At 37.5% G+C, this 21,370-nt stretch carries 26 protein-coding genes and 2 pseudogenes; 9 read left to right on the forward strand and 19 right to left on the reverse strand.

What is annotated here, in order from left to right:
* Window positions 1-7: 7 nt before the first annotated feature.
* From ACQ86H_RS24655 to ACQ86H_RS24665, 3 genes and pseudogenes are all read right to left on the reverse strand, one after another.
* Window positions 8-421: a hypothetical protein gene (locus tag ACQ86H_RS24655; RefSeq protein WP_121287793.1), complete on the reverse strand. Its 414-nt coding sequence runs from the start codon at window positions 419-421 to the stop codon at window positions 8-10.
* Between the two features lie 92 nt (window positions 422-513).
* Window positions 514-1,924, reverse strand: a pseudogene (gene rlmD / locus ACQ86H_RS24660) (23S rRNA (uracil(1939)-C(5))-methyltransferase RlmD).
* A 206-nt stretch (window positions 1,925-2,130) separates the two neighbouring features.
* Window positions 2,131-2,241 (reverse strand): hypothetical protein, encoded by a 111-nt coding sequence (locus tag ACQ86H_RS24665; RefSeq protein WP_025145553.1) that lies wholly within the window; start codon window positions 2,239-2,241, stop codon window positions 2,131-2,133.
* Between the two features lie 350 nt (window positions 2,242-2,591).
* On the opposite strand from ACQ86H_RS24665, the gene ACQ86H_RS24670 reads away from it, so the two are divergent.
* The 4 genes from ACQ86H_RS24670 to ACQ86H_RS24685 all read left to right on the forward strand — a co-directional run bounded on the left by ACQ86H_RS24670 (window position 2,592) and on the right by ACQ86H_RS24685 (window position 6,308).
* On the forward strand, window positions 2,592-3,986 hold the full coding sequence (locus ACQ86H_RS24670) for a S41 family peptidase (RefSeq protein ID WP_431292806.1): 1,395 nt from the start codon (window positions 2,592-2,594) through the stop codon (window positions 3,984-3,986).
* A gap of 116 nt (window positions 3,987-4,102) precedes the next feature.
* Window positions 4,103-4,561, forward strand: coding sequence for a DoxX family protein (locus ACQ86H_RS24675; protein WP_431292807.1), 459 nt, complete (start codon window positions 4,103-4,105; stop codon window positions 4,559-4,561).
* 50 nt (window positions 4,562-4,611) lie between these two features.
* The gene (locus tag ACQ86H_RS24680; RefSeq protein ID WP_431292808.1) at window positions 4,612-5,532 is read left to right on the forward strand and encodes a M28 family peptidase; all 921 of its coding nucleotides are present in this window, start codon (window positions 4,612-4,614) and stop codon (window positions 5,530-5,532) included.
* Between the two features lie 83 nt (window positions 5,533-5,615).
* Window positions 5,616-6,308 carry a M28 family peptidase gene (locus tag ACQ86H_RS24685; RefSeq protein ID WP_431292809.1) on the forward strand — a complete coding sequence of 231 codons (693 nt, stop codon included), beginning with the start codon at window positions 5,616-5,618 and terminating at the stop codon, window positions 6,306-6,308.
* 1 nt (window position 6,309) lies between these two features.
* On the opposite strand, the gene rhuM is transcribed toward ACQ86H_RS24685, so the two are convergent.
* Entirely contained in the window at window positions 6,310-7,299 is a 990-nt protein-coding gene (rhuM, locus tag ACQ86H_RS24690) for a RhuM family protein (RefSeq protein WP_431292810.1), read from the reverse strand.
* Between the two features lie 39 nt (window positions 7,300-7,338).
* Here rhuM and ACQ86H_RS24695 point away from each other — a divergent pair, with 39 nt between their 5' ends.
* Entirely contained in the window at window positions 7,339-7,764 is a 426-nt protein-coding gene (locus ACQ86H_RS24695) for a phytoene desaturase family protein (protein ID WP_431292811.1), read from the forward strand.
* A 128-nt stretch (window positions 7,765-7,892) separates the two neighbouring features.
* Window positions 7,893-8,792, forward strand: a complete 900-nt coding sequence (locus tag ACQ86H_RS24700; RefSeq protein WP_431295470.1) for a phytoene desaturase family protein — start codon at window positions 7,893-7,895, stop codon at window positions 8,790-8,792.
* A gap of 326 nt (window positions 8,793-9,118) precedes the next feature.
* Here ACQ86H_RS24700 and ACQ86H_RS24705 read toward each other — a convergent pair whose 3' ends face one another.
* From ACQ86H_RS24705 to ACQ86H_RS24725, 5 genes and pseudogenes are all read right to left on the reverse strand, one after another.
* The gene (locus ACQ86H_RS24705; protein ID WP_431292812.1) at window positions 9,119-9,622 is read right to left on the reverse strand and encodes a shikimate kinase; all 504 of its coding nucleotides are present in this window, start codon (window positions 9,620-9,622) and stop codon (window positions 9,119-9,121) included.
* Window positions 9,623-9,643: 21 nt separating this feature from the next.
* Window positions 9,644-10,090, reverse strand: coding sequence for a DinB family protein (locus ACQ86H_RS24710; RefSeq protein WP_431292813.1), 447 nt, complete (start codon window positions 10,088-10,090; stop codon window positions 9,644-9,646).
* A gap of 4 nt (window positions 10,091-10,094) precedes the next feature.
* On the reverse strand, window positions 10,095-11,150 hold the full coding sequence (locus tag ACQ86H_RS24715) for an ABC transporter permease (RefSeq protein ID WP_431292814.1): 1,056 nt from the start codon (window positions 11,148-11,150) through the stop codon (window positions 10,095-10,097).
* Between the two features lie 2 nt (window positions 11,151-11,152).
* Window positions 11,153-12,304 carry a BT_3928 family protein gene (locus tag ACQ86H_RS24720; protein WP_431292815.1) on the reverse strand — a complete coding sequence of 384 codons (1,152 nt, stop codon included), beginning with the start codon at window positions 12,302-12,304 and terminating at the stop codon, window positions 11,153-11,155.
* A 33-nt stretch (window positions 12,305-12,337) separates the two neighbouring features.
* A pseudogene (locus ACQ86H_RS24725) lies at window positions 12,338-12,881 on the reverse strand (DUF1599 domain-containing protein).
* A 100-nt stretch (window positions 12,882-12,981) separates the two neighbouring features.
* On the opposite strand from ACQ86H_RS24725, the gene folP reads away from it, so the two are divergent.
* From folP to cdaA, 3 genes are all read left to right on the forward strand, one after another.
* Window positions 12,982-13,533 carry a dihydropteroate synthase gene (gene folP / locus ACQ86H_RS24730; RefSeq protein WP_431292816.1) on the forward strand — a complete coding sequence of 184 codons (552 nt, stop codon included), beginning with the start codon at window positions 12,982-12,984 and terminating at the stop codon, window positions 13,531-13,533.
* 56 nt (window positions 13,534-13,589) lie between these two features.
* A complete protein-coding gene (locus ACQ86H_RS24735; protein WP_431295471.1) occupies window positions 13,590-13,832 on the forward strand; it encodes a dihydropteroate synthase in 243 nt (80 codons plus the stop codon).
* A 130-nt stretch (window positions 13,833-13,962) separates the two neighbouring features.
* Window positions 13,963-14,754 (forward strand): diadenylate cyclase CdaA, encoded by a 792-nt coding sequence (gene cdaA, locus ACQ86H_RS24740; protein ID WP_138820033.1) that lies wholly within the window; start codon window positions 13,963-13,965, stop codon window positions 14,752-14,754.
* A 619-nt stretch (window positions 14,755-15,373) separates the two neighbouring features.
* On the opposite strand, the gene ACQ86H_RS24745 is transcribed toward cdaA, so the two are convergent.
* The 10 genes from ACQ86H_RS24745 to ACQ86H_RS24790 all read right to left on the reverse strand — a co-directional run bounded on the left by ACQ86H_RS24745 (window position 15,374) and on the right by ACQ86H_RS24790 (window position 21,275).
* A complete protein-coding gene (locus tag ACQ86H_RS24745) occupies window positions 15,374-15,784 on the reverse strand; it encodes a BrxA/BrxB family bacilliredoxin (RefSeq protein ID WP_025145566.1) in 411 nt (136 codons plus the stop codon).
* Between the two features lie 96 nt (window positions 15,785-15,880).
* On the reverse strand, window positions 15,881-16,378 hold the full coding sequence (locus ACQ86H_RS24750) for a CCC motif membrane protein (protein WP_210419432.1): 498 nt from the start codon (window positions 16,376-16,378) through the stop codon (window positions 15,881-15,883).
* Between the two features lie 8 nt (window positions 16,379-16,386).
* Window positions 16,387-16,707 (reverse strand): DUF2752 domain-containing protein, encoded by a 321-nt coding sequence (locus ACQ86H_RS24755; RefSeq protein ID WP_138820031.1) that lies wholly within the window; start codon window positions 16,705-16,707, stop codon window positions 16,387-16,389.
* On the reverse strand, window positions 16,691-17,119 hold the full coding sequence (locus ACQ86H_RS24760) for a YkvA family protein (RefSeq protein WP_138820029.1): 429 nt from the start codon (window positions 17,117-17,119) through the stop codon (window positions 16,691-16,693). The genes ACQ86H_RS24755 and ACQ86H_RS24760 overlap by 17 nt, the downstream gene beginning before the upstream one ends.
* Window positions 17,120-17,136: 17 nt before the next feature.
* Complete coding sequence (locus ACQ86H_RS24765; RefSeq protein WP_431292817.1) at window positions 17,137-18,021, reverse strand: YARHG domain-containing protein; 885 nt, start codon at window positions 18,019-18,021, stop codon at window positions 17,137-17,139.
* 22 nt (window positions 18,022-18,043) lie between these two features.
* Window positions 18,044-18,670 (reverse strand): DUF2306 domain-containing protein, encoded by a 627-nt coding sequence (locus ACQ86H_RS24770; protein WP_431292818.1) that lies wholly within the window; start codon window positions 18,668-18,670, stop codon window positions 18,044-18,046.
* The gene (locus tag ACQ86H_RS24775) at window positions 18,667-18,891 is read right to left on the reverse strand and encodes a hypothetical protein (RefSeq protein ID WP_431292819.1); all 225 of its coding nucleotides are present in this window, start codon (window positions 18,889-18,891) and stop codon (window positions 18,667-18,669) included. The genes ACQ86H_RS24770 and ACQ86H_RS24775 overlap by 4 nt, the downstream gene beginning before the upstream one ends.
* Window positions 18,892-19,088: 197 nt before the next feature.
* A complete protein-coding gene (locus ACQ86H_RS24780) occupies window positions 19,089-19,496 on the reverse strand; it encodes a putative toxin-antitoxin system toxin component, PIN family (protein ID WP_431292820.1) in 408 nt (135 codons plus the stop codon).
* A 5-nt stretch (window positions 19,497-19,501) separates the two neighbouring features.
* Window positions 19,502-19,717, reverse strand: coding sequence for a hypothetical protein (locus ACQ86H_RS24785; protein WP_138820022.1), 216 nt, complete (start codon window positions 19,715-19,717; stop codon window positions 19,502-19,504).
* Between the two features lie 40 nt (window positions 19,718-19,757).
* Entirely contained in the window at window positions 19,758-21,275 is a 1,518-nt protein-coding gene (locus tag ACQ86H_RS24790; RefSeq protein ID WP_431292821.1) for a GH3 auxin-responsive promoter family protein, read from the reverse strand.
* Between the last annotated feature and the right edge of the window lie 95 nt (window positions 21,276-21,370).

The raw sequence follows: 21,370 nt of genomic DNA on the forward strand, positions 1-21,370 counted from the left end.
GTCTTCCTTATCCTCTACCTTTCTTATACGGATAATAAATAAAATTAGCACCTTCGGGAACAATTACGAATACGCACATAAAATCCTCTGGTTTTTTATACACTTTTAAAAACGGCTCTTTTTTCTCTTTACTAATAATTCCTTTTTCAACAAATTCTTCCAGGGTAGAAGCTTGTATGGTCCAATCAGTATTAAGTTCTTCTTTGTTTAAGATAAGTTCGCCAATGTTAACCTCGTGTTGGTGCGCAATAAAAATAGGGTGGGCCGAAATCCCTTCAACCATAATTTCTATTGCTACTTCTTTAATCGCATCAGCATAAAACTCCAGGTCTTTTTCTAAGCTTACCAGCGGACTTTCCTGCTTCTTTTGTGGTGCTCCGTTCTCCTCGGGCGTTGCGCCTAATAATTCTTCTCTATCCATACCTAACTACTAATTGAATTTTGATTGAGTGAATTGTTGAATGTTAAAGCCTAATTGCCTCATTCAATCCTTCACTCTTTCAATCAATTCTATTACTTTAACCTTAACAATACTACATTTTCTACATGCTGTGTATGCGGAAACATATCTACAGGTTTAATGCGCACCACATCGTATTTTTCTTTTAGTAACTCCAAATCTCTTGCTTGCGTGGCCGCATTACAGCTTACGTAAACAATTTTTTCAGATTCCATTTCCAGTAACCTTTGTACTACATCTGCATGCATTCCAGCGCGTGGCGGATCGGTAATAACCACATCTGGTTTACCATGCGCCAATATAAATTCTGAAGTAAGGATATCTTTCATATCGCCAGCATAAAAGATGGTATTATCAATCCCGTTTAATTCGGAGTTAAACTTCGCATCTTCAATTGCGGTTGGCACATATTCGACACCTACTACCTGCTTCACGTTTTTTGCAATAAAATTCGCGATAGTACCTGCACCGGTATATAAATCATAAACCAGTTCATCACCTTTAAAACCGGCGAAATCCCTGGTGATTTTATATAATTCAAAAGCTTGCTCAGAATTGGTCTGGTAAAAAGATTTTACGCCAATTTTGAAGCGTATACCGTCCATTTCTTCGAAAATATGATCACGACCAGAGAAAACCGCCACATCCTGATCAAAAATGGTATCGTTTTTCTTTTGGTTAACGATATACAACAATGAAGTTATCTGTGGAAATTCATTTTGAAGAAAACCCATCAAACCATCAATCTGCTCTTGCTCCGGATAAGCGAAAACTACCGCTACCATTACCTCTCCAGTAGTAGAAGTGCGGATAATCAGGTTACGTAAAGCGCCTTCGTGGTTACGTAGATCGTAAAAAGACAAACCATGATCAGAAGCATATTTACGCACCGAATTCCTGATCGAGTTAGAAGGCTCATCCTGTAAGTAACAGTGCTCAATGTCTAAAATTTTATCAAAACGCAAGGGTACGTGAAAACCCAACGCATTCATATCAAAATCCTCTTCGCGTTCCATATCGGTTTTTTCTAACCAACGTTTATTCGAAAAAGTAAACTCGAGTTTATTACGGTAATACCTGTTTTTTTCCGAACCAAGAATTGGTTCAGTGTCCGAAGTATCTATTTTACCTAAACGCTGTAAAGCGGCCTCAACATTTTTCTGCTTAAACTTTAACTGCGCATCATACCCCATGTGCTGCCATTTGCAACCGCCACAGGTTCCGAAATGAGGACAAAAAGGATCTGTACGGAGTTCCGACTTTGGTATGCAGCTGCTCGATGATTGCTTCTGCAAAATTCTTTTTCTTTTTGGTTAAGCGTACATCGACCACATCGCCAGGAACGGCTTTGTCAACAAAAATGACCAACTCGTCGGCCTTGCCAACACCTTTTCCCTCTTCAGCAATATCGATTATATGTACGTTTGGAACAATAGTTACCGTACCGGGCTTTCTTCTACTCATTATTTTGCAAAGATAAGGCTAAAAGCTGAAAGAGGAAAGACCAAAGGGTAAAGACTAAAACTGAACGCTAAAGTTGGAATGAATATAAATAACTTAAAGACTAATGCAAAATTGAGGATAAAGATGAATGGTCTATCAGAAAGATCAGGCAATACCTTTACACTCAGTTTAGGGCAACTGATTTAATATAATTTTGATTTTAAAAATTATTTTCCAAAAAATTTAAAAGCAGCGCCCCAAAAGCCATCTAACCAGTTAAATTTTAGGTCAAATTTTTCATCCACCTGTACAGAAAACTCTAATATTTCTTTGCTCATGATAAAAAACCTATCTATTTTAGCAATAATACAAATTTTATACCGAAAACCGAAGTGGTACAAATTAAATTTGTGTTAATTTTACATCAAAAGATTAAAGCTGTCTCCATCCGAAAATTCAGTTTCGATCTGTGTTGGCATCATCAGTTTTTATATTTCACTAACTGTACCTTCACCATTTTACTACAAAGTGACCATCAAATAGATCGCCGGGTAAAACAAGCTCTCATGCATTATTAAACAAGCCCCTTTTTCATTAAACTTAGCTGCCATGTGCGACAATAGGTAACGGAGGATTAGATTTATTTTTTATACTTGTAGTCTTTTAAGCTTAATGATGCTATCCTCCTATGAAATTCGTCTTAACCAGTGTATTACTTTTATTCCTATTTTCTTTTAACTCTTTTGCACAGCATTGTAATTGCAGTCTGGAATTTAACTATGTTAAAGATAAAATTGAAAAAAATTACGCCGGTTTTGAAGATAAGGTGAATGCTAAAACAGAAGCTATCTATCATAAACGCACACAGGCTGCGCTTGAGCAATCGCAATCAATAACAACATCTGCTCACTGTATTTATTTAATTAATGAGTGGTTAACCTTTTTCAAAGATGGGCATATTCAAATAGGCAGAAACAGGATCTCGAAAGAAAGAGAAGAAGCTAAATTACAAGAACGTATTCAAGCAATGGAACGCTTAAGCCTGTCAAGCCAGGAACTGGCAAGACTTAAAAACGCAAAAGGGATCATGGGCATTTATTGGACTGAGGATTCCACGTCCCGAATAGCAGTGGTCAGAAACAAAACAAGTTTTCGGGATTATGCCGGAGTTGTGATTTCTTCAAAACCTGGCAAATGGTTGCCTGGACAGGTAGTCTTATCGCTTAAAAGCAGCAAGGATATGCTTAAAGGCATCATGTATGATCGATATTATATTCCTACAAATGTGTCATTACAAATTAAGAGAAATGCTTTAGGCACTTTTAAAAGAGAAGGAAGCAGGCAATCGTCAGCAGAACCAGTTGGTGAAGCAACTGTAGCGAGTAAATCACTTTCCACAAAAACACTATATATAAAGATTAGCACGTTTAACCAGTTGAATGCAAAGAACATAGATTCCTTGTTTAAAGCAAATCGATCTAACTTAAGTAAAATGCCCAACTTGATTCTTGACTTAAGGAATAATGGTGGTGGCGCCGATTTTGCTTACAGGCCGATAACGCCCTATCTTTACACAAACACATTCAGAGAAATCGGTGCAGATGTACTCTCTACAGATGACAACATAGCAGGTTGGGCTGCAATAGCTACAACTAATGGCCTTCCACCTGATCAAAAGGTGTTTATTAGTGGTGTCATTGAAAAGATGAAAAAAGGTAAAGGTAAACTGGTCTCTTTCTCCAATGATAGCAATATCAGTTTAGACAGTATTGCGCCCTACCCTCAAAAAGTAATCATTTTGATTAATAAAAACTGTGGAAGCACTACTGAAGAATTTCTCTTATTGGCTAAACAAAGTAATAAAGTAACCTTAATGGGCGAGCATACCGCAGGTGTTTTAGATTATTCTAATATGAGAGGGGCAGATTTTAGCTGTATGCCTTACATGCTTTATTGGGCTACTTCCAGAAGCAGAAGAATTGATGAAGGGATAGCCATAGATAACGTTGGTATTAAACCTGATAAAATTTTAAAACCCGAACAGGACTGGATTAATGAGGCGAAGAATTACGTTGAAAAGTAAATTCCAGATACAGCTCACAAAATCCGATGATACAGTTTGATTTTCAATATGTTATTTGATATTATGATATAAATCCGTAACTTAATATATCATTCACATAAAAATGGAGGTTCATTATGAACGTTATCCGTAAAATTGAACATTGGGGAGATGTTCATCACTCAAAATGGCTGGATTATCTACGGATTACACTCGGCCTGATCATTTTTGGAAAAGGTGTTTCTTTTGTTAGTGACACATCCGTACTCCAGAATATGATTACACAAAACAACGTATTTGGTTTTTCAGGCGTACTAATCAGTGTAGCCATTCACGTTGTTGCCTTTGCACATTTGGTTGGCGGTATTTTGATCACGCTGGGCCTGGTTACCCGCTTTGCCGTGGTCATCCAGATCCCGATCTTACTGTTTGCCGTGTTTTTCATTAACCTTACCCCGGGTTTCTCTACACCAAATTCGGAACTTTGGTTTTCGGCGCTGGTATTGTTCCTGCTCATTATGTTTTGGGTGGTTGGCTCTGGTCCGTTGTCGGTTGATGAAGGACTAAAACGTAAAACGGGCAAACGTTACGCTTAACCAACATTAAATATTCTTAGTATCTTTCGTTTTTATAGATAATCATGAAAATGAAGATACTTTTTCTACTGCTTATAGCGGGACTGGCATGTTACGCACAAAATCCGACGGATGGATATTTTAAACTAATCAGACCTGGCTTCCAGGAAAAAAATGCGTACGAAACCACTGCTTTTGTGGAAAAATATTTCCGTGTACCTGGCAATACGGGTTTTAATGCAAGTATCCATTATGTAGAAAACATCCTTAAAAAAGCTGGTTTTGTAGAACAGAAGCAAAATGAATTCGAAGCCCCATTAACTTATCGCATCGAAAAAAGAGCGATAAAAAATAACACCTGGGAACCTGTTGATGCCAATATTGATATTGTAGGTGAGACACAACCGCTCATTTCATACAAAACCAACCGCAACATGATTCCCATTAACTGCGGCTCAACCCCTGTTGGCGGCGTTACGGCAAATGTGGTTTACATCGAAAAAATAGCTCCATCGGAAGTAGAAAAAATGGATTTAAAAGGAAAAATCCTGTTTTCAGAAAATAATCCATCACGTTTACTTCAAATCGCAACGAAAGCCGGCGCCATTGGTGTTTTAGGTTATTCGATGCCGAAGTACACCCAGCCAGAAACTCATCAAACTTCTATCCAGTTCGGCAGCATGAAAGCCAATAGCGAAGTGTGGACGCTGCTCCTATCTTATGCAGCTAAAGAAAAACTAAAGGCAACCTGTTTAATAGGTGAAACGAAATTGAAAGTAAATATCCAGACCAAAATATATCCTTCAGAAGAATTAACCATTGTAGCAAATGTTAGAGGTAGTGTAAATCCTACTGAACGTTTTGTGTTTAGCGCACACGTACAGGAACCCGGGGCAAATGATAATGCGAGTGGTGTAGGAACGCTGGCAGAAATGGCGAGACTAACCGCTGAACTATACCAGGAAAAAAGATCAATCCGAAGCGCAGCCTGACTTTTTTATGGGGTGATGAAATTGTATCGACCAGAAGGTATATTACAGAAGATACTACGCGTACCAAAGGCATTTTATGGGGAATGAGTTTGGATATGGTTGGCGAAGACACCAAAAAAACCGGAGGTTCTTTTCTGATTGAAAAGATGCCTGATCCATCCGCCATCTGGACAAGAGGGACAGATAAACACACCGAATGGGGCGCCGGCGATGTTGGTGAGAAAGATCTTTTCCCGAATTATTTTAACGATTTTATTTTCGATATCTGTAAAGCACAGGGAAAATTTGCCAATTGGACAGTTAACTATAATCCTTTTGAAGGCGGCAGCGATCATACCCCATTTTTACAAAACAAGATCCCGGGATTATTGATGTGGCACTTTACCGATGTATTTTACCATACGGATAACGACCGGATCGACAAAGTTTCGCCAACTGAAATGAAAAACGTTGGGATAAGTGGTTTAACTGCAGCTTATACTTTAATTTCTGCCGATGAAAACACGGCTATAGCTACTGTTTCGCAAGTTAAAGCGGATGCTTTGGTGCGTTTAAAAACCGAATTTGAGCTCAGCAAAAAGGCAATTGCTGATGGAAAAGCAGCAAGTGACGAGAAGCATATTATCGAGGTTTGGTGCAAATGGTATGTTGATGCACTGGCAACCATTAATAAAATGCCGGTAAAAGCAGAAACCACAAAAGTAGGTTCGGCCATTAAATTTGCGACCAACGAGATCGAAAAACAAACAAAAGTGTATTTAGCCGAATTGAAGTAGGCTAATTTTTATAGTTGATCAGATTAATAACTACTTTAACCATCATCTCTTTTTCTTTAGGATCACTTTCTGCGATGAGTAAGGTAAGCGCAACCAGCGCATTATCGGCAATTCTTTTTGTACCATCTTCACGATAGAGCATTTTATTTTTATCCAGAAACCAAATAAATAAAAAGGCAGCGATCCGTTTATTTCCATCCGAAAATGAATGGTTTTTTACAACGAAATATAATAGATTAGCCGCCTTTTCTTCCATACTCGGATAAAGCTCTTCTCCATCAAATGTTTGGTAAATGGTATACAATGAACTTTTAAATGATTGGTCTTTTTCATTTCCAAAAAGTTTGCTTCCACCAAATTTCACTCTCAAATCATCTATTGCTTCAAGTGCAGAATCGTAATCTATTTTAAAATTACCTCTATGCCCAGAAACTTCATTTTCCAGCTGCTGATGGTCGTAACGATCAAGAACATCTAAAGCATAAACATAATCTGTAAGAATTTTAAAAGTATCTTTTAGCTCATCATTATTAAGCAAGTGGTTATTTTGAACAGCACCAACCAACTTAATCGCCTGTTTTAATTCTATAAGTTGCTGGCTTTGCTCTTGTAATTTTTTATGATTTAAGGCATACCCATTTATCAGATAATCTTTTAAAATCTGGTTGGCCCATATCCTGAATTGCGTTGCTTTAATTGAATTTACCCTATAACCTATCGATAATACCATATCAAGACTATAAATATCAACTGTTCTTTTCACCTGTCTTGCGCCTTCAACGCGAACTATTTCCATTTTGGAAATAGTTGTTTTATCCAACTCTTTATCTTGATATATATTCTTGATGTGTTTATTAATCGCAGGAACCTGAGTACCAAAAATATCAGCAATCTGTTTCTGGGTTAACCAAAGAGTTTCATTCATAATTGCCACCTCTATAACAGGCAGTCCCTCTTCATTTTTATAAATTATAATTTCATCCTTAGTCATTGCCTTAAGTTAGTAAAATATTTATTCTATTTTCGCATTATGCCTAAACCAAAAGCCATAATTATCGGAGCCGGAATTGCGGGAATTGCATCTGCTATTCGCCTCTCTATAAAGGGTTACGATGTTGATGTTTTTGAAACCAATTCGAAACCCGGAGGTAAGCTCGGAGAAATAAAAATGAATGGTTTCAGGTTCGATGCCGGTCCAAGCCTTTTTACCATGCCGCAATATGTGGATGAACTTTTTAAACTGGCTGGTAAAAACCCTGAGGATTATTTTAAATACATTAAACTAAAAGAAGTTTGCCGTTACTTTTACGAAGATGGCTTAAGGTTAAATGCCACCTCCGATCTTAACAAATTTGCCCGGGATATAGAAGAAAAAACTAATTCAACAGCAGCAGAAGTCCAGCGGTTTTTAAAAAAAGCAAGACAATTTATGAGGTTACACATCGCGTTTTTTTAGAAAGGAGTTTACACAAACTTAAAAGTTACCTGCATTGGGATACCTTAAAATCAATATTCCGTTTTGGCCAGATCGACGCTTTTAGAACACAGGCCAGGGCAAACAAATCATTTTTTAAAGATGAGCGGATCACACAGCTTTTTAACCGTTATGCCACCTATAATGGCTCAAACCCCTATCAGGCACCGGCTACATTGAATGTAATTCCACATTTTGAATATCATTTTGGCGCTTTTACTCCAAAAGATGGAATGTACGGTATTATCAAGGCTTTGGTTAAATTGGCTGAAGAACTGGACATCAGGTTTCATTACGACCAAAAAGTTGAGGAAATTTTATACACCAATGAAAACAAACCTAAAATAAACGGGGTAAAAGTTAACGATAAAACCTACAAAGCAGATATGGTGATCTCTAATCTTGATATCTGGTTTACTTACAAAAATTTACTCAAAGACATAGCTGAACCTAAAAAATTATTAACCCAGGAACGCAGCAGTTCAGCATTGATTTTTTACTGGGGTATGGATAGCAATTACAGTGATCTGGGCTTACATAACATCTTTTTCACCAAAGACTACCAAAGTGAATTTAATGCCATCTGGAAAGATAAAGCCATTTGTGATGATCCTACTGTTTACGTCAACATCAGTGCTAAACATATAAGAAATGATGCGCCCCTGGATAGTGAAAACTGGTTTGTGATGATCAATGTACCCGCCAATAAAGGACAAAATTGGGATCAGTTGATTATGGAGGCAAGGACAAATATTATCAAAAAAATCAGCCGGATTCTGAACAGGAATATCGAAAAGGATATCATTTGTGAACAGATCCTTGATCCAAGAACCATAGAAAGCAAAACAGGATCATATCAGGGTTCTTTGTATGGCAATAGTTCCAACAATCAGTTTTCAGCCTTTTTACGACACTCTAATTTCAGCTCAAAAGTTAAAAATCTATACTTCTGCGGCGGAAGCGTACATCCGGGTGGGGAATTCCTTTGGCCTTATTGTCAGCAAAAATAATTGATGATGATATTAGTTCAGTTGTTCATTAGGCATTGGTTCATCGGTAAATAGTTTAATGGTTCATAGCTTATTAGTTAAATGGTCATTGGTAAAGCAAATAGCCAATTGGTCTATGGTTGTTAGCTTATGGCCTATAGCAGTATTGCTTAAAACGATCGCTAAACCTTAATTTTCTTAACTTTTTAATGGTCAAACTATAAAGCAAACCATTTATTGGCTTCGGACCCCGGAGTGCAAACTTCAGACTTCTTACTATTTGATCGTGAATTGCTTAATTTGTGAATTGACTGCAAACTGAAGACTCAGGACTAAGAACTGTTAGATTAACTATTTCTCTTAATTGCTTCTTCCAACTTCTCTCCATCAAGATCAAACGCATCTACAATTATTTTCGCTTTTGTATAAAAAGGATCACGTTCCTGAAGTTTTTCTTTAATGAATACCAAGAGCTGTTCATCATTCAAATCTTTAATCAAAGGGCGCTTTTGGCGGTTATGTAAACGCGAAACTAAAGCAGCTGGTTCCATTTGCAGGTAAACCGTTTCTCCATGCGCATTCATCCATTCCATATTATCAAAGAAACAAGGCAATCCACCTCCGGTAGCCACCACACAGGTTTCGGGATAATCGAATGTTTTAAGCATTTCGCTTTCATAATCCCTAAAACCGCTTTCTCCAAAGTCTGCAAAATATTCGGCAATGGTTTTACCGGTTTTAGAAACAATTTCGGCATCAAGATCTATCACCGGGCAATCTAAGCGGTGTGCCAATTGTTTTGCTTTGGTGCTCTTGCCGCAGCCCATATATCCGATAAGGAAAATTTTCATCTGAAGTTCTTAATAGCCGACCTATAATAAATGGTCGCGTTTTAACATTATATAATCCGTTACAGGTGGCGTAAAACCTGCCTTTTTTAATAAAGCTACAACCTGTCCGCGATGATAAGTAGAATGATTAAATAAATGAAATAAAATCTCATCTATCCGGTTTTCATATTGATCACCTCTCGAATTACTATATAAAATACATTTATCTAAAGGATGATTATTCAATGCTTCTCTGATCAGTTTAAAATTTTCTAAAGAGAGGCTTTCAAAATTTTCTTTTGGGTGGATATCCCAAACGCCATAAAGCGGTTTTTTGCTCGAAATTCTTTGTGCCCAAATATGCTGTGCATTAAGTATGTGACTGAACAAACGTACTGCATCAGGCAATTCAATGATTGCCAGTTTAAATATTTCGATGATGCGGGCATCAGCAAGCTCGGTATAATTAATAATTTCTTCTTCTCGCATTACTTTAACTTAATTTAACCCTCGGATCAACATAAGCATATAAGATATCTACCAGGATATTAATGATTACAAATACGAAAGCGATAAAAAGAATTGACCCCATTACAACCGGAAAATCGGACATTTCTAAAGCAGTCACCGTTGTTCTTCCTAAGCCGTTATAGCCGAAAATATATTCTACAAAAAAAGATCCGGCCAATAAAGAAGCAAACCATCCAGAAATAGCTGTAATTACGGGATTCATGGCGTTTTTTAAGGCATGTTTATAAATTATTGTATTCCTGCTCAAACCTTTCGCCTTTGCCGTTCTAATATAATCCTGCGCCAAAACATCCAGCATGGCGCTACGGGTTAACTGTACAATAATGGCCAATGGCCTTAAACCCAGCGTAATCATTGGCAACCATAAATTCCTTAAAGTTAATACCTCTCCATTAAAAGGATCGTAAGAATATAGACTGCCGCTCATTTTTAGACCTGTATAATTGCTCAGCACAAATCCGAAAAGCCAGGCAATAATAATTCCTGCAAAAAAAGAAGGCGCTGATATACCCAGAATAGCAAATGCATTGGCCGATTTATCTATCCACGAATCTTTATAAACCGCTGATAACACACCTAAAAACACACCGATGACAGTAGCAAAAATCATTGCGGTTAAAGCAAGGATGAAGGTATTTGGTACGGTTTCAGAAAGGATTGCAGTTACATCACGTTTGGTTTGGTACGAGCTCCGCAGATATGGCCATTTTAGCGCCAATACTTTTTGATCAAACGCAATCAGTTTTGCGTAATGGTATTTCTGCTGACTGTTACTATCGTTATCCAGAATACTGATCGGCGATAAATCGTTAATATATAAAATAAACTGTACGGGCTTTGATCGGTCTAAACCAAATTCTTTGCGAACTGCTTCAAGTGACTGCACATCAGCCCGCTGCCCCATTGTCATCCTTGCAGGATCGCCAGGTAAAATATTAAACAGCACAAAAACAACCAATATTACGCCACCCATTACCAGCAGTCCATACATCAGTTTTTTCAGTGCGTATCCAATCATGTTTATTTATCGAAATATTTTCTGCTTAACTGGTCAAAAGTTGGCACATTATGAAAATGCCATTTATTAATCACCACACCATTTTTCATTAGCAAAATACCAGGATTTGCCCTTACCATACTTTTTAAAGGCACTGCATCAGCATAAAATACTTCAGAAAACAAGTTGTTCTTTTTGATAAAAGCCTGAGCATCCTGTGCCGAATTGGAAGTAAGCAAAACCGTACGGATATTAAACTGCTGTGTAGCATTGATAGCAAGTGCATTTAATTTACCAATAGCTGCATCATTTGTATTATGAAGATCGTAAGCCACAAAAATTAAATTGTAGTATGGGTTTTCGATCAGTTCCTTTGTATAATCGGTTCCGGAAGCATCTGTAATATTCAAATCTTTGATTTTAGGCTCAAATCCTTTTTTAACCAGTCTTTTTGCCGGTTCACCGATAATTTCCCAATTGTTATCTTTCCAGATCTCTGTTTTAAGATAGGCTTTATCGCTCATGTCTTTTTCCTCTTTCGTTTTCTTGTTTTTGAGGTGATACATGATCTCAAATTCATCAGGCTTTTCTCCCGGAGGAATTACCATTAATGACGGAATATGCGCGCCAACTTTATAGGGCAGAAAGTCAATAATTGGCAAAACATTGTAAGTATACAACCCAAAACCTAAAGATATTACGGTTACCAAAAGGGCAATATTTCTTTGTGTAGCTTCTTTTTTAAATAATGGATGGATAAGGTTTTTGTTTAAGAAAATTACAATAATCAGCGCTAAAAGTATCAGATCTTTTGTAAAAGACTGCCACGGAGTAAGCGGAATGGCATCGCCAAAACAGCCACAACTGGTTACTACTTTGAACGCTGCAGATATAAAGGTTAGCAGGGTAAAAAAGATAATGAGAAGCAATAAACCCCAGGCTACCTTTTTACTCCAGAAGCCCAATAGCAACAAGGCACCGAGAACAATTTCTAAAGTGCAAAGTAAAATGGCAATTCCAGTGGCCATCCCACTCAGGAAATTCAGGTTAAAAACTTCAAAATATTCCTGTAGTTTATAGCCAAAGCCAAGCGGATCATTTGCTTTGATTAATCCTGAGAATATGAATAAAGCACCGACAAAAATTCTGGAGAATCCTAAAAGTATATTTCGCATCTATATATTTATTTTTAAAGGCTATTACGCTACCTATTTAACGCCGAGTTTAATCAGCGCGAAAACCGAGTAGTTCAACATATCCTGATAATTCGCATTAACACCCTCTGAAGCCAGCGTTTGCCCTTCGTTATCTTCTATCTGTTTAACCCTAAATATTTTCATCAAAATCAGGTCGGTTAACGAGCTAATACGCATATCGCGCCAGGCCTCACCATAGTCGTGGTTTTTAGCAAACATTAAATCCTTGGTTTCCGTTATCTTTTCTACAAACCTTTTTTCAACTTCATCATAAGGCATTTCATTCGGGTCGCTTTCGGTTAATTCTAGCTGCATCATCGCAATAACACAATAATTTACAATCCCAATATATTCAGATATCACACCCTCTCCTACCTTACTTACTTTTTTTCTTCCAGAGTGCGGATGCGTTGTGCTTTAATAAAAATCTGATCGGTTATCGAACTCGGCCTTAAAATCCGCCATGCAGTGCCGTAATCTTTAGTCTTTTTAAAAATAATGATCTGCAAACTGCAATCACTTCATCGAACTCGGTAGAGGTATTTGTTTGTGCCAAAGTCAATAATTATTTAGTTTTTAGTGTATTTTTGTGCTGAAAAAACAAAAGCTAAAGATACATTTTTAAAGCGAAACCCAAATCCCCGAAAGGGTTTATTATGGCAGAAAAAAACTTTTTTGAGCCCAAACAAAGCTTAAATATTAAGGGTAAACTTATCGATTTAACCAGTCCAAAAGTAATGGGCATTTTAAATATAACTCCCGATTCTTTTTACGACAATAGCCGCACAAAATCAATAGACGAAGCTTTAATCAAAGCAGCCCGGTTTCTTAATGAAGGTGCTACATTTATTGATATTGGGGGATACTCATCCAGACCAGGCGCAAAGGATATCACTACCAATGAAGAGATTGATCGTTTGGTGCCTGTGGTAGAAAGTTTGGTAAAAGCATTTCCTGAAGCGGTTATTTCTATCGATACCTTCAGGGCAAAAGTTGCTCAGGAAACCATTTCGGCCGGTGCGCACATTATTAACGACATTGCAGCTGGCGATATGGACGAGCAGATGTTCGATACAATAGCTAAGCTGCAGGTACCCTACATGATGATGCACATGCAGGGTACCCCACAAAATATGCAACAAAATCCGGTTTACAATAATGTGCTTTTAGAGGTTATTGATTACCTGGCAAAAAAATTGCCACGCTAAAGGCCCTTCATGTTCACGATATTGTTATTGACCCAGGTTTTGGTTTTGGAAAAACGATTGAACATAATTACGAACTGCTTAACCAGATGGAGGCCTTTAAAATATTTAAGCTGCCTATTTTAGTGGGTTTTTCACGTAAGGGAATGATTTATAAAGCGCTTGGTACTTCGGCAGCAGAGGCCCTGAACGGCACTTCCATACTCAATACTATTGCATTGCAAAAAGGCGCAGGTATTTTAAGGGTACATGATGTGAAGGAAGCGGTAGAGTGTGTGCGGTTGGTAGAGAGGTTGGGTTAAGCGGTTTGCGCATAGCGGTTAGCGTCTTTTATACATCTATAATATTCTATTTACAATTAACCGATTAACCAGTTCAACAGTTAACCTATCTTACTTGTAAACTGAAATCCGTTTTGCTATCTTGCCACTAATGAAAGGTTTTGATTTTGACTTCCTTAAAGTATCGCCAACTGATATCGTTGATATCATTCTGGTGGCCTTATTAATTTATTACGTTTATACCCTAATCCGCAATACACTAGCCGTTAACCTGCTTGTTGGGATGTTTATCATTACAGTTTTTTACTGGATAGTAAAAGCCTTACACATGGAATTATTGACTGCAATTATAGACAAGTTTATGAGTGTGGGGATTATTGCATTGATCGTAATTTTTCACCCGGAGATCAGGCGCTTCCTTTTACTGATTGGGAAAAATGCTTTTCTACAAAAGAATAAAGCCTGGTGGGGTTACTTGTTTGGTCGTAAAGAAATTGAAAGGAATAATTTATCCCGGATAAAACCAATTATCGACGCCTGTAAAAGCATGAAGAAAACGCGTACAGGAGCGTTAATCGTATTCGTTAAATTCTATGACGAACAGTTTTTTGCCAATAGCTGCGAACTTGTTGATTCCAAAATATCGAAACGTTTGCTAGAAAGTATCTTTCAGAAAAATAGTCCACTGCATGATGGCGCCGTGGTGATCTCTGAAAACAGAATCAAAAGTGCCAGCTGTATTTTGCCTTTAACAGATAACGATCAGTTACCCTCGCAATTTGGATTAAGGCACCGTGCAGGTATCGGTGTTTCGGAAACGACTGATGCCGTTGCGGTAATTATATCAGAAGAAACCGGAGAAATATCTTATGCTAAGCAAGGAAGGGTAAGAATGAATGTTTCTTTCGGAGAACTGGAGAAATTGCTAAATAAGGATTTTTAAAAGCATAGATTAAGGAAATTTTAGGTGATTACACAGATTCGGACTTCTCTATCATTCTGAACGCAATAAAGAATCCCTCACCTATGAAAACAATCCTTCGACTATGCTACCATTGACGTTATTTTACAAACAATTACTAATCAGTATTTTAACTGCTTTCGCATTTCCATCCAGCTATGCCACAGCACCGTATCCCCGTTTCATTTAAATCCGGCCTAACAAATTTTTCGGTCTCCACTGACAAAGCCATCGCACTGGCTTCTAAAGAAAACTGCGAAGCCCTCATGAATGCAGCTGAAAGTTATAAACAACAAATGAATAAATTTTCAGCCGGTGTTTTTTGTTTCTTTTTGACATCAAAAAGAAAGAGCCCTTCGGCGGCGGCGAGCCGAGGCAAGACCGCGCGTAGGATAAGAGAAGACAATTGTACGTCACTCATATTGATTTTAAACAATTTAATTAACCCTCAGGAGACGAACCGAAGGAGAATATTCTATGGTTTCTGTGTTTCCGTGGCAAAAAATTACAATAAACGCAAAAAGGCGAATGTTTCCATTCACCTTTTCAATATAATTTTAAGAATCACCTATCGGTGTAATCCAACAATCTGTGCAATCAACTAGCAGTATTGTTCAAAAGCACCGATCAGGTTATCAGCAATCATTTGTGCTGGTCTGCCTTCAATCTGATGACGTTCGATCATGTGTACCAATTTACCATCTTTAAACAAAGCCATTGCCGGAGATGATGGAGGAAAAGGCATCATATAATTTCTAGCCTGATCTACTGCTTCTTTTTCCATACCTGCAAAAACGGTAACCAGTTTATCAGGGTGTTTTTCGTGTGCTGCTGCTGCACGAGCTGCCGGACGTGCATTTGCTGCTGCACAACCGCAAACTGAGTTCACCACAACCAACACCGTACCTTCGCCTTTAATAGCTTGATCTACATCTGCTGCGTTTTTTAATTCTTGAAAACCAACGTTGGTTAATTCCTTACGCATTGGTTCTACTAAATATTCTGGATACATTATCTTAGTTTTTATTTACAATATCAATAGTACAAAAATAAGAAAATCGAATGGCATGCACCATTCGATTTATATTTTTAAGGTAAAATTAATTCACTACTTCACACCTTTTATAAAGTTGTCAAACATTTGAGGATTAGCAATGGCTCCAACTATAACTAATATAACGATTACGATAAATAAAACACTTAAAATGGTTGCAATCATTCCGCAGATCTTGCCTGCTTTTGCATTTTTATATGATGATTCGGTATATAAACCTGGATTAAGCTGATATTTTTTCATATCACCAGCACCAAGTATCCAGGCAATTACGCCGAATATCAAACCAAATATACCATAGAAGCAACAAGCTGGAATCGCTAAGATACCCAGCACAAGAGAAGCTGTAGCATTTGGTAAGTTCTGCTGACCAAAACCTCCTCCTCCAAACTGGCCAAACGGTGGTGGCTGCTGAAATGGCGGCGGTTGTTGGAAAGGTGGTGGCGTTGCAGGTCCCTGATCAAGTGGCTGGAAAGGGGCTGGTTCGGAATTTTGATTCTTTGAAAGATCAATAGGTTTATTTTCTTGAGGATTTTCCTGTTCTTCTGACATAGGTATATTTAGATCAATTGGTGAGTATATATTTTGTAAATGTAATTGATTAAAATAATTAGTGCAACACCTGCAAAAACGATTTTAATGAGCTGTGACCCAAATTTAAAATCTACTTTTAAGTGAACAATGGTAAACAAGACCACAAAAAGGAGTGGAATTGTTGCGGGATAAAATTTAAAAGAAGCGATCAGATCCCCTTTAAAAAGAGCTAAAACCGAACGCTGTAAGCCACAACCCGGACAATCGATCCCGAACTGGGTTTTAAACGGACAACTGAAAAGATGCTCGCCTAACCATTCTAAAAAACTTTTATGCGGGTGAGCCATTTATATCTATTACTTTTCCCCGGGCATCTTTCCAGTCCTTATATTTTTCCAGGTCTTTAAGTACCTGCCTGTACACCAGATTCAAGATATAGATATCATCAATGAAACCTAAAACAGGTACAAAATCAGGAATTACGTCAATAGGAGATAAGAAATAAATCAGTCCTCCTAAAATGGCAATAATTGATCTTTTAGGGATTTCGGTATAATCGCCGTTCACGTAATCTTTAGATACTGCAAACAATAATACCAGTTTGGCCCAAACCCCTTCTAAATCACCTTTATTGGTTACTGCCTTGCCAAGTGCATCTTTAATGGTATTGCTGGCTTTGTTCTTATCACTTAAGATTACCGAGGCTTTGCTTTGCGATTTCTTAAAAAATCCGAGTATTTTATCCCTGTTCAGTTTCATAATTAATACGTTACAAATTAACGGCCAAAAGCATCGTAATTGTCTTCCGCATATTTGGTAAAGCGGTCTAACAACTTAATATTTTTATTTTCAACAGCCGTTAAATCATTATCAACGTTGTTTTTTACAGGAACATACCATTCTACCGGATCGAAAAAATTTCTAAATGTTTGCTTTTTAAAAGCGTAACCATGTCTGGCAAAAATAGTATTCTTGATAATCTGCAGATCGAGTTTTCGCAAATTCTTTACATCCTCTTCTTTTAGTACTGTGGTTGAGGCGTTTAATTTAAAAATTTGATCGGATGCACTTCTATAAAAAGGATTGGCCTCAAGGGAATCAACTGTGCCATCCTCTAAAGTATCCACTCTTTTTACCATCTTGTGGTCACTCCAGTCTACATAACTCGATTCTGACGGCAGCATCGGGTCTGCATTATATTCGAAGTTCTTTTTAAGCAATTTGAATTCTTTTTCGGGCCATTTAAGTTCTTTTTTATACGCGTTCCACTTTCCTATTAAGGTATCGCCAACCAGGGTGATTTCAAATTTTCCGTCGTATTTTTCGGTGCCGGGCTCATTTAAAATAAAAGTGATTTTACTTCCATCATCTGATAGCTTGCCCAGTAGTGGCCGGCTGTTGCCAGAAACTACGCTCTGCGCAATTACGGTATCCTTCGTAATTTTTTTAATGTTGATATTCAGTTTTTTAATGGCATCCGACATATCTCCTTCGTACTCTGATTCATCGGTTGTGTAAAAATCACCAACCCAAAAACCGTATAGTTCTTTGTGGATTTCTGGCTGAGCAACTGCTGTAGATTTTACGGTATCTTTCTTTTTCGTGTCTCTGCATGATAGCATTAAGAGTGGGATCAGAGCGAGTAATAAGATTTTTTTCATAGGATTATCTCTGTTTTATAGGTCAAACGATTTTCTCTTTAATCAGCCATTCGGCAAGCAACAAATTGGGTATCCAGCCCAGCCAGGCAATAATCTGGTACACATCCATCGGCGCCGGTTGGAATAAATATACTAAAATAACTTTCCACAGCCTTAACGTAATGGCCGAAGCTGCCAAAGCAAAACTGCGGTACATGAACTTTTTATGGGCAGTTATTTTTCTTTTCAGGATCAATAAGGTTGCTTTTAGGGTAAACCAGAACCATAAAATACCCAAAATTATAAATGAGGTTTTTGCTACTAAGCCACCGTTTGCAAACCAACCGATAAAAATACCAGATGACGAGGCTAACAATAACACAAAGCTAACATACAAATAGCCCAACCATTTGTGTATTTTAGTATATTTAGCTAAAATTCTGGCATTAAATTGTGTAAAACCAGCCAGTAATGCAAAAATGGCACTGTACACGTGCACATAAAATATGGGCAGGTAGGCTTTTATTCCGGATACTTCGGTCTGCTTGATCTGCAAAAAGGATACTTCACTTCTCAGCGGAATGTAACGCAAAGTAATCTGCACCATGAGCATAAAAAAGTAGGCAAAAAACAATAGCCAAGCCATCTGTTTATAGCTGATGCTTTTCATCTGTTTTTATTAAAAAGCAGAAGTAATTTTTTATTGAATGGAATGGCAACCAATTGTGCGTTCACCACGTCATCTTCGTAAAGCTGCTGTTTTTGGGGATCGAATACAAACCTGGCGATAACAGGCATCCTATCCGAGTAACTTTCGTGAAGGTTAAAATTATAGTTTTTTGAATATTCCTGTGATGGATCGGTTCTAGGGTTAGGGCTACTCTCGAGCATAATACCATAAGATGTGCCTCCGTTTTTTACAATCCTTTCATATAGGCCTTTGGTAAGCTGTTTGCAACGTGGAGAAGTTTCTACGATTTTATACGCAACCTGTGCTTTGTAGCTTTCCTTTACCTGTGCTTTCGATTGGTATATTGATGATCCTAAAATAAAAAAAGAAATAGATTGTTTTTCATGATTGAGTAGCGTTATTCTTCAATTACTGATAAAAATTCATCAATTGTTAGCACATTAACTTTAGGAAATTCTATTTGCTTCAAGATTTTAAAGTGATGGTCATTTGTTATAATATAATCAGCATTGCTACACACATAAGCATCAACATACTTATTATCATCTAAATCGGATAAAATTAGTTTCCATTCAAAATATATGTCAACTTTTTCTACATTCTTAAGATTTAGCAACAATTCTGCAGCGTTACTTGCTACGAGAAAATTTGTTTTTTGTTCTAAAATTTCGACGTATTCTGAAAGAATGTCGTTACTAATTACGGAGTGAAAATATCCACTAATTAAAGCATCAAAAATCGGCCTATATTTTGATTTTTTAGGAATTGAGATAAGAAGTACATTAATATCTAGTACAACTTTCATTAATGTTATTTTTTTCTTAGATGTTCATTCTTCCAAGATTCAATTGTATTTTCGTCCCAATTTTTCTCATCCCAGAGTTTATCCATTTCATCCGATGCCGATTTTGCGAAATATTTGGTCAACATTTCTTTAATATCATTCAATTGATTATCGGATAAATTATATTGAAATAATTTTAATAGCTCTAGCTGAACATTGGTTAATTTACCTGTAGCTTCCATACTTTTCGTTGTGAACTAAACAAATATAATCAATATTAATTTAAGATGATTTCATCATTTCCAAAATATCATCTACATATTTTCGCTCATTGGCTAAACGGGGTACCTTATGTTGCCCACCCAATTTATCCTTCGCTTTTAGCCAGTTATAGAAAGTATTTGCAGGAGCGTTGTGTACTTTAGGCCGGGCTAGTGCCATATCCTTAAAGCGCTTGGCATCGTAATCAGAGTTCACTTCACGCAGTGTATTGTCCATAATATCAATGAACTTTTCAAAATCATTTGGCTGTTTATCAAATTCGATGATCCACTCGTGCCCCCCTGCTTTTTCTCCTTTAAAATAGATAGGTCCGGCGGTATAATCTTTTATTTCGGCACCGGTTTCCTGGCAAGCTTTGGTTAAGGCCTGTTCTGCATTGTCGATAATTACCTCTTCACCAAAAGCATTGATGAAATGTTTGGTCCGTCCGGTAATTTTAATGCGGTAAGGAGAAAGTGAAGTAAACTGAATGGTATCTCCAATCATATAGCGCCATAAACCACCGTTAGTTGAAATCACAATGGCGTAGTTTTTATGCAGTTCTACTTCGCCAAGCATTAATGCTTTAGGATTTTCATCTCCTATATTTTCCATTGGAACAAATTCGTAGAAAATACCATAATCGAGCATCAGCAACATTTCTTCCGAATTATCCTGATCCTGAATACCGAAAAATCCTTCTGATGCATTATAGGTTTCGAGATAATACATGTCGGCCGAAGGAATCAGCTGTTTAAACTGTTCGCGGTAGGGTGCAAAGTTTACCGCACCGTGGATATATAATTCTAAATTCGGCCAAACCTCCAGTAAATTCTGCTTTCCGGTAAGTTCGAGCACTTTTTTAGCCAGTACGATGGTCCAGGTTGGAACGCCAGAAATGCTGGTTACGTTTTCATTGATGGTGGCTTCGGCCATTCTATCCATCTTGATTTCATAATTGTCCATCAAAGCGATAGACATATCGGGCGTGCGGTAATATTCTGCCCATATAGGAAGATTTTTAATCAGCACAGCCGATAAATCACCATAAAAACAATCTTCGTTTAACTGGTTAACCTGATGGCTGCCACCTAAAACCAAACCTTTTCCGGTAAACATCTGGTTGTCGGGACGGTTATTGCAATAGATGGAAAGCATATCTTTTCCACCTTTAAAATGGCATTCTTCCAAAGATTCCTGAGAAACCGGGATAAATTTGCTTCTGTCGCTGGTGGTACCCGATGATTTTGCAAACCATTTGATATCAGATGGCCAAAGAATATTCTGTTCGCCATTGAGCATGCGCTCGATATAAGGCTTTAAGGTATCGTAATTTTGAATGGGAACGCGTTCCTGATATTGTTGTGGGGTTAAAATTGATTTGTAATCGTATTGCTTGCCCCATTCAGTATTTTCGGCACTATCGATCAAGGTGTGAAACCATTCTTCCTGAACGTCATAGGGATATTTCATAAAAAGCTCGATCTGATGGATCCGCTTTTTCATTAACCAGGTAAAAATTGAATTTACAAATGCCATCTTTAAATGTTAAAGTGAATGAGCCTCATTTTGCCAAAGATTTTCATACTTGCCCATTGATCACGCAGGGATACGCACAGATTTATATACACAGT

The organism is Pedobacter sp. P26 (genome assembly GCF_050632135.1).
In the GTDB taxonomy this organism is placed as follows: Bacteria; Bacteroidota; Bacteroidia; order Sphingobacteriales; family Sphingobacteriaceae; genus Pedobacter.